The organism is Bradyrhizobium sp. 197, assembly GCF_023073375.1.
Taxonomy (GTDB): domain Bacteria; phylum Pseudomonadota; class Alphaproteobacteria; order Rhizobiales; family Xanthobacteraceae; genus Bradyrhizobium.
Window position 1 is genome coordinate 1 of the sequence record NZ_JADPJJ010000122.1, and the last position, 13,400, is coordinate 13,400.

A 13,400-nucleotide genomic window follows, 5' to 3' on the forward strand; every position below is an offset into this window, starting at 1 on the left:
AATCCCCTTCGTTGCACCCGATTCCCGGCAAGCTCAATTAGCCCAGTGCGCCGTTTCCAGATTCTAAATCAACGACTTGGGAATTCTTCACGGACGACTGTTTAGTCCGGCCATGCCCCCGCGCCCAAAGCATAAGGGCGGCAGGTTGCCCTGCCGCCCTTATCTAGTCGCTTCGAGAAGAAGCTTACTTCAGGTTGCTCATCGCCGTCAGGTCGAACGACAGCTTGGCAATGCCGGCCGCGCCGCACCAGTTGGAGCCGGCGCCGCCCGGGTTGATCGCGGTGACGTTGGTGGTGCCGGTGGCGTTGAAGGCGCTGGTGAAGGCGTTGCAGTCACCCTTGTTCAGGTCGGTGTCGGAGTAACGCAAGTCCAGCGTGAACACCTTGTAGGTGAAGCCGATGCCGATATTCCAAGTGTTGTAGTCCTTGTAGGGGATACCGTTGGCGAAAACGGTGCCGACACCGGTGCCGTAGAAGGCGTCCGAGGTACCGAACCACTGCCGGCCGAATTCACCCGACACGTACATGCCCATACCGGAGGCGCCGAAGGCTGTGCTGGGCGCCGTGTACTTGGCGGTCAACGAAGCGTAGTTGCCCCAGGCACCCGAGTTCAGGAAGTTCGGCGAGTAATACTCGGTCGCGCCGACCGTGAAGCTGTCGTTGATGGTGTAGTTCACCTTGCCGTAGACTTCGACGAAGCTGACGTCCTTCTTCATGACGTTGCCGTCGGCGAGGAAGATCGTGGTCGTGCTGACGCCGCAGACGTTGCCGCCGGGAATGCCGCCGGTGAGCACGTTGTCGGCGCAGCTGCCGCCCGGATACAGGTAGCCCCAGACACCAATGTCGAAGGCGAAGGCGCCGAAGGTCGGGCGGATACCGCCGTAAATATCGACTTCAGCAGCGGCGCGATTGGCGAACGAAATGCTCTCCGCGGACACGCCGACGTAGAGCTGGAGGTCCTTGTTGACGTTGTAGCGCGGCTCGAAATAGGCCGCGACTGACGGCTTGTGGTTCGACTGCGTGACGCCGCGGAAGATGTAGTCGCTCATGATGGCGCCGCCGAAGGCGATATCCCAGGGGTCAAACGCAACCACCGGCGGGGCCTTCTTGGCCTTCACCGCCATGTCTGCCGCGAAAGCCGAACCCGTCACCATTGCCAGCGCCGTTGCCAACAAAGCCACTTTTTTCATTTCGATCCCCATCACCAGTTCTAAGACCCTAGTCGGATCCCGGAAGCCCCCCGGAACGCACGACCTGATTGCAAATTTCGTAACCGCGGCAATTTGGATGGGGTGACGTGAACCGTGAAGCAAATATCGCAGGCATCTGCCGACTTTTTGGGCGTTCTGACGATTCCACGAAAGGTTGTCAGCCTGTGTGTCTTCCCGATCACATCATTTGCATTGCAAAGCGCACAGACATGCCCGGGTTAGTACGGGACCCGCGGTACCGTGCTGTCCGCGCTACGAATCAGGCTGCTCCCGGACAAGACAATCTCCGCGCGCCGTCGCGCCGATGCAAAAAGGCCGCAGCATCACCGCTGCGGCCTTCCTGTTGTCGATCATGGTCGTCGGATTGGATCCAGCCTTTGGCCTAACCTTGTCCCTCGGCCGGCGTCGCTTCCGCAGAAGACGAAGGCATCGCCCAGCTTGTCTCGGCGGCAGGCTCGGGAGCCGGAGCTGCTGGCGTTGACGGCTTCGGCGCGGGAGCTGCCTTCGCCTTCTTCGGTGCCGCTTTCTTGGCAGCCTTCTTGGCGGCCTTCTTAGGCGCAGCCGGCTTAGCTGCCTTCTTGGCCGACTTCTTTGCGGCCTTCTTCGGCGCGGCCTTCTTCGCTGATTTCTTGGTGGCTTTCTTGGCAGACTTCTTGGCAGACTTCTTCGCGGACTTCTTGGCTGCCTTCTTTGCGGACTTCTTCGCCGCTACAGCCTTCTTGGCCTTTTTGGCCTTCTTGCTTTTCTTCTTCTTCGCTTTCGCCATCGTGGTCCTCCTGTTGCCGCCGAACAATGGTCGATCGGGCGTCTTCAGCCGTCACCTCCGGACGAAAGCTCAGGCCTTTGAAAGCTCAAACTTGCGCGTTCAATGCCGGCCGCGATCCGCCCGTAGCCCAATCGAGAAGCTCAATCGTGTGTACGACCGGAACTGACGTGCCACTGGCAATCTGCACCATGCAGCCGATATTGCCTGTGGCAATCATGTCCGGCTTGACGCTCGCGATGTTGGCGACCTTGCGATCACGCAACCGGCCCGCAAGCTCGGGCTGGAGAATGTTGTAGGTCCCCGCCGAACCGCAACACAAATGGCTCTCCGGCACATCTTTCACCACGAATCCATTCTTGGAAAGCAATTCTTTCGGAAGGCCCGTGATTTTCTGCCCGTGCTGCAGCGAACACGCTGAGTGATAGGCGACGACGATGTTGTCCTGTCGCGCGGTGGCCGCGAGTCCGAGGCCGGCGACGTATTCGGTGATGTCCTTGGCGAGTGCGGAGACCATCGCCGCATCGGCGGCAAACGCAGCGTCCTCTCGCAGAAGATAGCCGTAGTCCTTGATCACGGTGCCGCATCCGGACGCCGTCACCAGGATGGCGTCGAGCCCCTCGCCGGCCGCTTCCGCACGCCACGCCGCGATATTGGCGCGAGCCCGGGCCAGTGCGTCCTGGTCGTTACCAAGGTGGTGGGTCAGCGCGCCGCAGCACTGCTCGTCCCTGACAAGGACGACCTCGATGCCGTGGCGCGTGAGGAGACTGATGGCGGCCTGATTGATGCGCGGCGCCAGCACCTGCTGGGCGCAGCCCTGGAGCAGCGCGACCCGGCCACGCTTCTTGCCGAGCGCTGCGAACACACTGCCGGCGGCGGGCCCCGGCGGCGGCAGCCGGTTCGGCGCCAGTGCCAGCATCGCCTTGAGGCGTTGGATCAGGCCGGGCGTGGCCGATGGCCGGGGCGTCGGCAGGAGCACCGCCAGCGGGCGGGCTAGCCGCGCCAGCACCATGCTCACGCGGAAACGCCGCGGGTCCGGCAGGACGAAGGCCAGCAACCGGCGCAGCAGCCGCTCCGTCAGCGGCCGCTCATAACGCTGCTCGATCCTGACCCGGGCCTGGTCGACAAGGTGCATGTAATTGACCCCCGAGGGGCAGGTCGTCATGCAGGACAGGCACGACAGGCAGCGGTCGACATGCTTGACCACTTCAGCCGTCGGCGTCAGGTCCTTCTCCAGCATCTCCTTGATCAGATAGATGCGGCCGCGCGGGCTATCGAGCTCGTCGCCAAGCAGCACATAGGTCGGACAGGTCGCGGTGCAGAAGCCGCAATGGACGCAGGCGCGCAGGATCTTGTCGGCTTCCGCGATGTCGGGGTCGGCGAGCTGCGCGAGTGAGAATTCGGTCTTCATGCCGTAGCGCCCCGCGTCAGCCGGCCCCGGTTGAGGATGGTCTTCGGATCGAAACTCGCGCGGACTCGTTCGCTCAACGCGACAATGCCAACGGCTTGCGGATGGAACACGTCGACACCGCGCCTGATGTCCTCAGCGGCCCGGATCAGCGTGGCGTGCCCGCCGACCGCTTTCGTACGTTCGCGCACGGCCGGGGCGTGGGCGTCCGATTTCGGTGGCAACGCCGCCCAGATCAGTCCGCCGCCCCAATCGTAGATCACGTCGCCGCCGATCTCGCGCGCCAGCAGCGTCCCGAGCGCTGCGCCCGACGCCGGCGGACAGACGATCCGCCAGACCGGCCAGGCCCCCAGCGCGCCACTGGCAGCGAACGGCACGACGTCCCGGATCGTGGCCCACAGCGCCGCGGACGCGACGTCCTCGACCAGCGTCGCGGTTCCGAACGGGGCCAGCAATTCGCGCAGCGAGCCAGCTCGGTGGGCGGCGGAGGCAGTAATGCCTTCGAGCCGCAGCACGGTCAGCGCCTCGCCCTGGCCCGCTATATCGCCGAGACCTTCGGTCCTGGTCCGGAACGCCGATTTTGGCAGGTGCGCGGCACCGGAAACGTCGAAGGGCGAGCCGAGCGCCGCGGTCATCGCCTTGTTGGCGGCGGCATCGTCGAGCCCGCGCAGCAGCAGCGTCCGCTCGGCCTCCGGCTTCGGCATCACCTTCAGCGTGACCTCGGTCATGACCGACAGCGTGCCCCAGGAACCGGCGAGAAGCTTGCAGAGGTCGTAGCCGGTGACGTTCTTCACCACCTTGCCGCCGGTCTTGAAGCTGTCGCCGAAACCGGAGACGGCATGCGCCCCGAGCAGATGGTCGCGCGCCCCGCCCGCCCTGATCCGGCGCGGACCGGCCAGGCCAGCCGCGATCATGCCACCAATGGTGCCGAGCGCGGGCGTGCCGAGCAGCGGCGCCGTGTTCATCGGCTCGAAGGCGAATTGCTGGTTCTTGGCATCGATCAGCGACAGCACGTCGGCCAGCGGCGCCCCGGCCTGGAGCGTGACAATGAGTTCGTTGGGCTCGTAGGCGGTGATGGCATTCAGCGCGGAGACGTCGAGCACGGCGTTGGTCGCCATCGCATGACCGATGCTGCGCTTGCTGCCATGACCGATGATCTCGAGCGGCTGCTCATTGGCAATCGCCGCGCGCACCACCTCTTCGACGTCTTTGGCGTCTCTAACCCTGAGCGTATCCACGACTGAGCCGGTATCCAAGTTTGCAGCGGAAATCAAATTTGGCGCGTTGCTGCGGGGCGACGCTAGAACCGCGGGATGTCCGGAAACGCCAGCTTGCCGGCGTGGACATGCATGCGGCCGAGCTCGGCGCAGCGGTGCAGGGTCGGAAACACCTTTCCGGGATTAAGCAGGCCCTGCGCGTCGAAGGCGCATTTCAGGCGCTGCTGCTGGTTGAGATCGATCTCGCTGAACATCTCCGGCATCAGATCGCGCTTCTCGATGCCGACGCCGTGCTCGCCGGTGAGCACGCCGCCGAACTCGACGCAGGCGCGCAGGATGTCGGCGCCGAAGGCTTCGGCGCGCTCGATCTCGCCGGGCTTGTTGGCGTCATAGAGGATCAGCGGATGCAGATTGCCGTCACCGGCATGGAACACATTGGCGCAGCCAAGCTGGTATTTTTCCGATAGCTCGCGGATGCGCGCCAGCGCCTTCGGCAGCGCACCGCGCGGGATGGTGCCGTCCATGCAGAGATAGTCCGGGGAGATGCGGCCGACGGCGGGGAACGCAGCTTTCCGACCGGCCCAGAACAGATTGCGCTCGGCCTCCGAGGTCGAGATCTGGCAGGTGGTCGAGCCGCAAGCATTCGCAATCGTCTCGACGCGCGTGATCAGCTCGTCGACCTCGATCCTGGGACCGTCGAGCTCGATGATGAGGAGCGCCTCGACATCGAGCGGATAGCCGGCATGGACGAAGGCCTCCGCGGCGTGGATCGCAGGCTTGTCCATCATCTCCATGCCGCCGGGAATGATGCCCGCGCCGATGATGCGCGCCACGCATTCGCCGGCCGCCTCGACTTGCGCGAACCCGACCATCAGCGCGCGCGCCGTCTCCGGTTTTTGCAGGATGCGCACCGTGATCTCGGTGATGACCCCGAGCAGCCCTTCCGAGCCGGTGATGACGCCCATCAGGTCATAGCCGGCGTTCTCCGCCGATTTGCCGCCGATGCGCAGGATCTCGCCGCTCATCAGCACGATCTCGCAACCGAGCACGTTGTTGGTGGTCATGCCGTATTTCAGGCAGTGCACGCCGCCGGAATTCTCCGCGACATTGCCGCCGATCGAGCAGGCGATCTGCGAGGACGGATCCGGCGCGTAGTAGAACCCGGCATGGGCGACGGCCTGGCTGATCGCGAGGTTGGTGACGCCGGGTTCGGTGACGACGGCGCGGTTGTCGAAATCAATCTCGCGGATGCGCTTGAACTTGCCGAGGCCCAAGAGCACGCCGTCTTCCAGCGGCAGCGCGCCGCCGGACAGTGAGGTGCCGGAACCGCGCGGCACCACCTTGATGCCCCGCCCTGCACAATATTTCAGGACGAGCGAAACCTGCTCGGTCGTGTCGGGCAGCACCACGACCATCGGCGGCTGCCGATAGGCCGTCAGCCCGTCGGATTCATAGGCCCGCATCTCGGCGGCGCTGTCGATCACGCCTTCGCCTGGGACGATTGCGCGCAATGCAGCCACGATCTCAGCGCGGCGCGCGAGCACGGCCTGGTCGCTCGCAGGCATCATGATGGCCATATCACATCCTTCATGGCGTATCCTTCCCGCTGACGCCGCACGATCGATTTGTCGCGACAAATCAACCACGTCCGCGGTGGTTTGGGTAGGCCATCCGAAAGTCGGATCGACGATCTTGCGCGAGTTCGCTCTGGGACAAGTAGGAAATCGTGAAACCTGTCATGGTTTGGCGGCTTGTCCAAGCCGGGCAGGCCTGCCAAAACCGGCAGGTCCGACGATTGCCGATCAGGCAAGTAACTGACCAGACCCCCAGGGAAGAGACGAAGAGCACCCGATGACAAAACTGATTTTTGGCGCACTGACCATCCTCACCGCGATTGCCACCGCACCTGCCGCGATGGCGCAGGATGCCGCGGCCGGCAAGTCGTCGTTCAACAAATGCCTGGCCTGCCACGCGATCGGCGAAGGCGCCAAGAACAAGGTCGGCCCCGAGCTCAACGGCCTCGACGGCCGCAAGTCCGGTACCGCGCCGGACTACAATTACTCCGACGCGAACAAGAATTCGGGCATTACCTGGAACGAGGCCCAGTTCAAGGAATACATCAAGGACCCCAAGGCCAAGATCCCAGGTACCAAGATGGCGTTCGCCGGCATCAAGAACCAGACCGAGATCAACAATCTCTGGACCTATGTGTCGCAGTTCGACAAGGACGGGAAGATCAAGCAGTAAGCCCGTGAACGGCGGTCGCTGGAGCTTCGGTTCTGATTGAATCAGAACCGAAGCTCCACCGTCTTGTTTTGACGCGTTTTCTTCACGCGAACCGGTATCCACTTCGCTCGAAAACGCTCTAATCGGCGACCGCCGGCGCCGGGACGATTTTTCCGATCATCGTCTCGATCTCGGTCTTCACGAGATCCGGCACCGCGTTCTGCACCATGTGGCCAAGATCAGGCAGCACGATCAGCTTCGCATTCTGGACAGTCGCGGCGAACGGGCGCGCGTGGATGTTGGTCTTCACCGTCTTGTCGGTTTCGCCGGCGATGATCGTGACCGGCGCCGATATCTCGCCGTAGCGGGCGACTTGCGCGGCGACCGCTTCCTTCAGCGTCACCAGATCATAGGCATTGGCGATGAACTCGCGCGGGCGCAGCAGCAGTGGCGTCGCGGAGTCATGCACGAAACCATCCGGCATCGTCTGTGGCAGGAAGACGCTGCGCGCGCCGGCCTCGGCAACGAAATACCCCAGCGGCAGCGTGACGGTGTAGGCGAGCAGCGGGCCGATCACGGGCGTTGAGATGATCTCGTTGTAGCGCCCGACGCCGCCGCGCCAGGGATGGGTGACGGGCGCGAGCATCACGAGGCCGGCAACGCGGGCGGGATGATCGAGCGCCAACCGCGCGCCGAGCGCGCCGCTCCAGGAATGCACCACGAAGACCGCGCGATCGATCCCGAGCTTGCCGAGCGCCTCATCGATCATCCGCGCCTGGACTTCCGGCGTCGAATCCTGCCGCCGCGCGCGGGTGCTCCAGCCATGGCCGGGACGGTCGATCAGGATGACGCGATGGTTCTGGGCGAGGAGATCGCCGAGCGGCCGCCGCATCACTTCCAGGTTGGAGCTCGCGCCGTGCAACATCACGATCGGCAGGCCCGAATCGCGCGGGCCGATATCGACGACGTGAAGCACAGCACCATCGACCTCGATCATCCGGCCTTGCGGTGGGAAGGCGCGTTGCAGGACGCGGACGCCGGCCTGCGTGACCAGCGCCAGCAGAACCAGCGCGGTCACGACTGACATCACGATCATGGAGAGAATCCGGGCGATCGAGGGCACAGGGCAGTTACGGGGCTTGGGGACGGCAGTTTCGCCCAGGGAGACCCCGCGCTCCACTTGAAATGCCGGGGCTGTGGATATGTGCATAATTCCGGCGGGAAAAACGCAACGAAATCAATGCTACTCCCCGCAGCGCGCAAGCTTCGAAACAGCTTCATGCACTCGTCATCGCGGCTTCCATATAATCGCCACGGTCGGTTCCGCCATTTGGACGCGGGTGGGCGCCGATCCTGCTCGCAACCCGAGGGGGATGCGGGAAAGACCGGCAGGATTTGTCCTGATTTGAACCGGAGAATTTCGATGAGCTTGAGATCCAAAGACACTCCGATCGATGAGATCGTGGCAAGCTGCAACGGCGACCTGCGCGGTGCCGTGCGCGCGCTGCTGCTGATCAACGAGCACCTCGAGTCGGAGCTTGCAAAGGCCTACGCCGCAGCGGTCGATCACGGCCTCGCCGAGCGCGAAGGCAGCGTTTTGCACTAGGTCGCTGTCGACCTAGTTCGTGCTGTCCTCGTCCTTTTGCTCGTCTGATGTGAGCGCGGGACAAGCGCGGATCGTCGAACGGGCAAGCTTGGCATCGGCCTTGGACTTGTAGGGGCCATCACCGAACCAGACGTCGCCGATGATCACGGGATTACTGGTGACAATGCTGCATTTTCCGGTGGCGTTGTTGCCGACCACCCAGAACAGCCCGTCGGCGAGGCTCATCGTCCCCGACGCCAGCAGCAATATACCTGCAAAGATCAAACGCTTCATGGCTGTGCTCCCGCCGTGAAGGTAGGCCCGCGGCGGTGTCACCCATACCCCTCGTATCGCCGCGCGTGTCATCGTGGTTAATCCGCCTGCGCCGAATTCGCTCGAGCAATGATCGACTTGTCCGCTAAATATCGCGGCCTTCGACCTTCTCGGTTAGCGCCTTGACCTGATCGGGGATCTTCTCGAGATGCGGATTGACGGCGAGCGCCTTGCGGTAGGCCTCGAGCGCGCGCTTCTCGTCGCCGACCTCCTGCATGATCATGCCGAGGCCTGCGAGCGCGCCGAAATGGCGGGGCTCGCGGATCAGTACCTCGCGGATGTCGGCGAGCGAGCGGCCATAGTCGTTCTGCATGTAATAGAGCGTCGCGCGCCGGTTCCAGGCCTCGATGTAGTCGGGCCTGAGTTTGACGACCGAATCCAGCAGCTTGATCGCGACCTCGATCTTCTTTGCGTCGACCGCGGTCTTGGCCCGCGCCATCAGCAGCGCCGCGGTGTCGCTCGGGGTCTGGATCCAGATCGCCCAGATCCGTGCCTCGACATGCTTGGCGCTGGCATCGTCGGGCGCAGCTTTCAGCGCGCCGAACAGGAAATCGAGATTCTTGGTGCGGTCGACCTTGGGCAGCTTGGCCGGCGCTTCCGGAAGCTTTTTCTGCTTGCCGGGCGGAGGCGGTCGATCAATCTGCTGCGCCAGCGCCGGAGCGAGGCCGGCGGCTCCCAGCACAAGAGCCAGACAAAGGGTGCGCGCGAAGAGGAATCTCACTGCCATGATCGAAGTGTAAACGCGCAAGGCCGCCCTTGCATAGCAGGGGCGGCGTCAAACTCGTGTGAGGCCGTGGTCTTGCGGGGCGCGCGCTCGGGCGTCCGGCAGGGCAATATCAGCCGCCCAGATCAGCCTTGGCGAGCCTTGAAGCGGCGCTGCACCTTGTTGATCACATAGACCCGGCCCTTGCGGCGGACCAGGCGGTTGGCGCGATGGCGACCGCGCAGTGATTTCAGCGAGTTACGGACCTTCATGGCAGAATCCTGAACGTTCGAAAGGCCGTGTTCGGCACTACCGTTTCGGCACGCGCGAATGTGGCAAAATGAGATCTTTCCCGCTGGCGGACGACCGCCCGGGACGGGGCGATTTCTAAGGCATCGCGGGAGTGGATGTCAATGTTAACTGCCATGTTGCGAACCAGGAAATTCTGGAAAACAACCCCATGCAAAGTAGAAACTGCCGGATCGGCCTCAATCTAGTCGCTTGCCGGCCTCGCTTTCCACGATGCCTTGCCAATTTCGTTATATCATATAATCAATTCGGCAACCCCTCGGGAGGAAACCAATGCCGAAGCTGAAGCTGCCGAACATCGACGACGTCGTCGCCATCGACATCCACACCCATGCCGAGGAGCCCTGCGGCACCCATCCCGATGACGGCTATGACGATTTTCAGGCTCAGATGGCGGATTACTTCAAGTCGCCGCACAAGCATCCACCGACCGTGCCGGAGACGGCGGCGTATTACCGCTCGAAGAACATCGCGGCCGTAATCTTCCCGGTCGACGCCGAGCGCGAGACCGGCTTCCGCCGCTACAAGAATGAGGAGATGCTGGAGATCGCCTCCGACCATCTCGACGTCCTGATCCCCTTCGTCTCGATCGATCCGCACAAGGGCAAGCTCGGCGTCCGCGAGGCGCGCAAGCTGATCGAGGAATACGGGGTGCGCGGCTTCAAATTCCACCCGACCATGCAGGGCTTCTACGCCAACGACCGCATGGCCTATCCGCTCTACGAAGAGATCAACAATGGCGGCGCGATCGCGCTGTTCCACACCGGCCAGACCGGCGTCGGATCGGGCATGCCCGGCGGCATGGGCATGCGGCTGAAATTTTCCAACCCGATGTACATGGACGACGTCGCGGCTGACTTCCCGGACCTCAAGATCATCCTCGCCCACCCATCCTTCCCCTGGCAGGAAGAGGCGCTGTCGGTCGCGACCCACAAGCCGAACGTCTATATCGACCTGTCCGGCTGGTCGCCGAAATATTTCCCGCCGATCCTGGTCCGCTACATCAACTCGATCCTGCAGGACAAGATGCTGTTCGGCTCGGACTGGCCGGTGATCACGCCGGACCGCTGGCTGTCGGACTTCGCCAAGATCGACATCCGCGACGACATCCGGCCGAAGGTGTTGAAGGCCAACGCGCGCAAGCTGCTAGGGATCTAGGCGCGTATTCGTCAGCGCATTGAGGGCTTCGGCGCTGCTATCGAAGCCCTCACGCTCAGGCCCTCAAGGCCTCAGACGGCGGATGGCGGCCTTGGCGCGGTGAATCCGATGGCCGCGTTGCGTGCGATCAGTTCACGCGACGAGGTCCCCGAAGCATATGCTCACCTCCGGACCGGCTCACACTTCGGCAAGATCGTTGTAAAGCTTTAGAAGCCGACGCCCCGATTCGCGTTTCCCCCTTGGATCGATGCAGCTGCGCCGAGTATAGTCCATGCGCCCGCAGCGATCCGGAGGACCGGTCAATTGAGCCTGAAAGCCGTTATCTTCGACGCCTACGGAACGCTTTACGACATCCAGTCGGTCGCGGAGACCACCGAGGATGCGTTTCCGGGCTACGGCGAGATCATCACGCAGATCTGGCGCATCAAGCAGCTCGAATACACCTGGTTGCGCTCGCTGATGCGGCGCTACCAGGATTTTAACGCCGTCACGCGCGACTCGCTTGCCTATACGCTGCGCGTGCTCGGGCTCGCCTATGAAAGCGATGCGTTCGAGCGGGTGATCGAGAAATACCTGCATCTCGATCTCTATCCGGATGCGGCAGCCACGCTCGCGGCGTTGAAACCGCGAAAACTCGCGATCCTCTCCAATGGCAGTCCGAACATGCTGGGTGCGCTCGTGCGCAATTCCGGGCTCGACGCCCTGCTTGATGCCACGATCAGCGTCGATGCGAAGAAGATCTTCAAGCCGAGCCCGGAAGCTTACGTGCTGATCGGCGAGGTACTCGGCACCGCGCCCGACGAGGTGCTGTTCGTCTCGTCCAACCCCTGGGACGTCGCGGGCGCGAAGGCGTTCGGGCTGAACGTCGCCTGGATCGAACGGGTGACACCCGAAGCGATGGCGCTGGCTTGCGTCGAGAATGAACTCGTGGCACCGCTGACAATGTTCAAGGCGATCCGCACCCAGATGGATGAGCTCGGCTTCGCGCCGGACCACCGCGTCCGTTCGCTCTCCGAGCTGCCAAGGATCGCCGAAGGATCGCCCAAGGATCGCCGCCCGCCCGTGAGACCTGAATGAGCCTTCAATCCGTTCGCGATTTCTTCGCTGAAAAAGCCCCCGACATCACCGTCATCGAATCCCCGATCAGCTCCGCGACTGTGCCGCTGGCCGCCGAGGCCTATGGCGTCGAGCCTGGAATGATCGCCAAGACGCTGTCGTTGCGGATCGGCGAGCGCGTGCTCCTGATCGTCGCGGCCGGCACCTCACGCATGGACAACAAGAAGGTGAAGGCGGCGTTCGGCGGCAAGCCGAAGATGCTCGGTCTGGAAGAGGTCGCCGAGATCACCGGGCACGAGGTCGGCGGCGTCTGTCCGTTCGGGCTGAAGTCGCCGCTGCCGATTTACTGCGATGTGTCCTTAAAGGCGTTCGACATGGTGGTGCCGGCCGCAGGCTCGACCCATAGCGCGGTGCGCATCACGCCGGACCGCATGGCCGAGCTGACGGCGGCCGAATGGGTCGATGTCTGCGAGGTCAGGCCGTAAGGCAGCTGCGGGATGCCTGATGCATTTGCCAGTCAAGGAGGCTAATGTATGAACCATGCCCGACGATAAGGTAAAACGACGGCTGACCACCGTGCTGTGCGCTGATGTGCACGGCTATTCTCGCCTCATGGAAGCCGACGAGGCGGGAACGCTGGAGACACTCCGCCGCTACCGCACGGCCATTGCGGGATTGGTGGAGCGCCATGACGGGCGGATCGTGAATACCTGGGGTGATGCTGTCATCGCCGAATTCGCCAGCGTCGTCGAGGCCGTGCAATGTGCGGTCGAGATTCAGCAGGAAATTTCCAACCAGGATTCGGACCCACCTCCCCCGATGCGTTTTCGCATCGGCATCAATCTCGGCGATGTGATGGTGGATGGTTCCGATCTTTATGGAGACGGGGTCAATATCGCGGCGCGTCTGCAAGAGCTTGCCGAACCCGGGGGCATCGTGATCTCCAGCTCCACCTATGATCAGGTGCACAACAAATTGTCTGTTGGCTTCGACTGCCTCGGCCAGCGTCCAATGAAAAACATTGCTCCCGTGACCAGTTATCGTGTGACCATGAGCGGCCAAACCGCTCAAGCACGGAGCCTTCCGCCTGGCGAACGCCTGACTTCTCAGGACGCAATTGCGGGCTCGCAAACTGACGCCGTACACCGCGACCGATACGAGTCGTCCACGTGGATGGGCTTCGTTTCAGATGGGCTAGCGAAGCTTCCCCGCCCGGTTGCAGCGGCCCTCACGGTGTCGGCCTTTCTGATTCTGATCAATATTTTCACCGGCATGCACAGGATCTGGTTCCATTGGCCGGTCGCGGCTTTGCTCTTCGGCGCCATCCTGCGGACGGCGCTCCGACATCGACCTGAGTCGGACAGCAAGGGGGAGCGCTGAACGAGGCGGCACCGGCAGCATCTTTGCGCCTAGCGCCAACCGCGCTCCGATC

At 63.1% G+C, this 13,400-nt stretch carries 15 protein-coding genes; 6 read left to right on the forward strand and 9 right to left on the reverse strand.

Going from position 1 to position 13,400, the window contains the following annotated elements; genetic code table 11:
- Positions 1–184: 184 nt before the first annotated feature.
- The 5 genes from IVB27_RS28030 to IVB27_RS28050 all read right to left on the reverse strand — a co-directional run bounded on the left by IVB27_RS28030 (position 185) and on the right by IVB27_RS28050 (position 6,175).
- Complete coding sequence (locus IVB27_RS28030; RefSeq protein ID WP_247446208.1) at positions 185–1,189, reverse strand: TorF family putative porin; 1,005 nt, start codon at positions 1,187–1,189, stop codon at positions 185–187.
- A gap of 403 nt (positions 1,190–1,592) precedes the next feature.
- The gene (locus IVB27_RS28035; RefSeq protein WP_247446209.1) at positions 1,593–1,976 is read right to left on the reverse strand and encodes a histone; all 384 of its coding nucleotides are present in this window, start codon (positions 1,974–1,976) and stop codon (positions 1,593–1,595) included.
- A gap of 85 nt (positions 1,977–2,061) precedes the next feature.
- Entirely contained in the window at positions 2,062–3,384 is a 1,323-nt protein-coding gene (gene glcF / locus IVB27_RS28040) for a glycolate oxidase subunit GlcF (protein WP_247446210.1), read from the reverse strand.
- Positions 3,381–4,619 carry an FAD-binding protein gene (locus IVB27_RS28045; RefSeq protein WP_247446211.1) on the reverse strand — a complete coding sequence of 413 codons (1,239 nt, stop codon included), beginning with the start codon at positions 4,617–4,619 and terminating at the stop codon, positions 3,381–3,383. The genes glcF and IVB27_RS28045 overlap by 4 nt, the downstream gene beginning before the upstream one ends.
- Before the next feature lie 62 nt (positions 4,620–4,681).
- The gene (locus IVB27_RS28050) at positions 4,682–6,175 is read right to left on the reverse strand and encodes an FAD-linked oxidase C-terminal domain-containing protein (RefSeq protein ID WP_247446212.1); all 1,494 of its coding nucleotides are present in this window, start codon (positions 6,173–6,175) and stop codon (positions 4,682–4,684) included.
- Positions 6,176–6,449: 274 nt separating this feature from the next.
- Here IVB27_RS28050 and cycA point away from each other — a divergent pair, with 274 nt between their 5' ends.
- Positions 6,450–6,845 (forward strand): cytochrome c-550 CycA, encoded by a 396-nt coding sequence (gene cycA / locus IVB27_RS28055; protein ID WP_247343671.1) that lies wholly within the window; start codon positions 6,450–6,452, stop codon positions 6,843–6,845.
- A 118-nt stretch (positions 6,846–6,963) separates the two neighbouring features.
- On the opposite strand, the gene IVB27_RS28060 is transcribed toward cycA, so the two are convergent.
- Complete coding sequence (locus IVB27_RS28060) at positions 6,964–7,920, reverse strand: alpha/beta fold hydrolase (RefSeq protein WP_247446213.1); 957 nt, start codon at positions 7,918–7,920, stop codon at positions 6,964–6,966.
- Between the two features lie 327 nt (positions 7,921–8,247).
- On the opposite strand from IVB27_RS28060, the gene IVB27_RS28065 reads away from it, so the two are divergent.
- Entirely contained in the window at positions 8,248–8,430 is a 183-nt protein-coding gene (locus tag IVB27_RS28065; protein WP_247446214.1) for a hypothetical protein, read from the forward strand.
- A gap of 12 nt (positions 8,431–8,442) precedes the next feature.
- On the opposite strand, the gene IVB27_RS28070 is transcribed toward IVB27_RS28065, so the two are convergent.
- The 3 genes from IVB27_RS28070 to ykgO all read right to left on the reverse strand — a co-directional run bounded on the left by IVB27_RS28070 (position 8,443) and on the right by ykgO (position 9,717).
- Positions 8,443–8,703, reverse strand: coding sequence for a hypothetical protein (locus IVB27_RS28070; protein ID WP_247446215.1), 261 nt, complete (start codon positions 8,701–8,703; stop codon positions 8,443–8,445).
- A gap of 124 nt (positions 8,704–8,827) precedes the next feature.
- Positions 8,828–9,469 (reverse strand): tetratricopeptide repeat protein, encoded by a 642-nt coding sequence (locus IVB27_RS28075; RefSeq protein WP_247446216.1) that lies wholly within the window; start codon positions 9,467–9,469, stop codon positions 8,828–8,830.
- A 122-nt stretch (positions 9,470–9,591) separates the two neighbouring features.
- The gene (gene ykgO, locus IVB27_RS28080) at positions 9,592–9,717 is read right to left on the reverse strand and encodes a type B 50S ribosomal protein L36 (RefSeq protein ID WP_006611362.1); all 126 of its coding nucleotides are present in this window, start codon (positions 9,715–9,717) and stop codon (positions 9,592–9,594) included.
- A gap of 310 nt (positions 9,718–10,027) precedes the next feature.
- Here ykgO and IVB27_RS28085 point away from each other — a divergent pair, with 310 nt between their 5' ends.
- From IVB27_RS28085 to IVB27_RS28100, 4 genes are all read left to right on the forward strand, one after another.
- Positions 10,028–10,912 carry an amidohydrolase family protein gene (locus tag IVB27_RS28085; RefSeq protein WP_247339808.1) on the forward strand — a complete coding sequence of 295 codons (885 nt, stop codon included), beginning with the start codon at positions 10,028–10,030 and terminating at the stop codon, positions 10,910–10,912.
- Positions 10,913–11,215: 303 nt separating this feature from the next.
- Positions 11,216–11,989 carry a haloacid dehalogenase type II gene (locus IVB27_RS28090; RefSeq protein WP_247339807.1) on the forward strand — a complete coding sequence of 258 codons (774 nt, stop codon included), beginning with the start codon at positions 11,216–11,218 and terminating at the stop codon, positions 11,987–11,989.
- Positions 11,986–12,453: a YbaK/EbsC family protein gene (locus IVB27_RS28095; RefSeq protein ID WP_247339806.1), complete on the forward strand. Its 468-nt coding sequence runs from the start codon at positions 11,986–11,988 to the stop codon at positions 12,451–12,453. The genes IVB27_RS28090 and IVB27_RS28095 overlap by 4 nt, the downstream gene beginning before the upstream one ends.
- Before the next feature lie 55 nt (positions 12,454–12,508).
- Positions 12,509–13,348, forward strand: a complete 840-nt coding sequence (locus IVB27_RS28100; RefSeq protein WP_247339805.1) for an adenylate/guanylate cyclase domain-containing protein — start codon at positions 12,509–12,511, stop codon at positions 13,346–13,348.
- Positions 13,349–13,400: the final 52 nt, after the last annotated feature.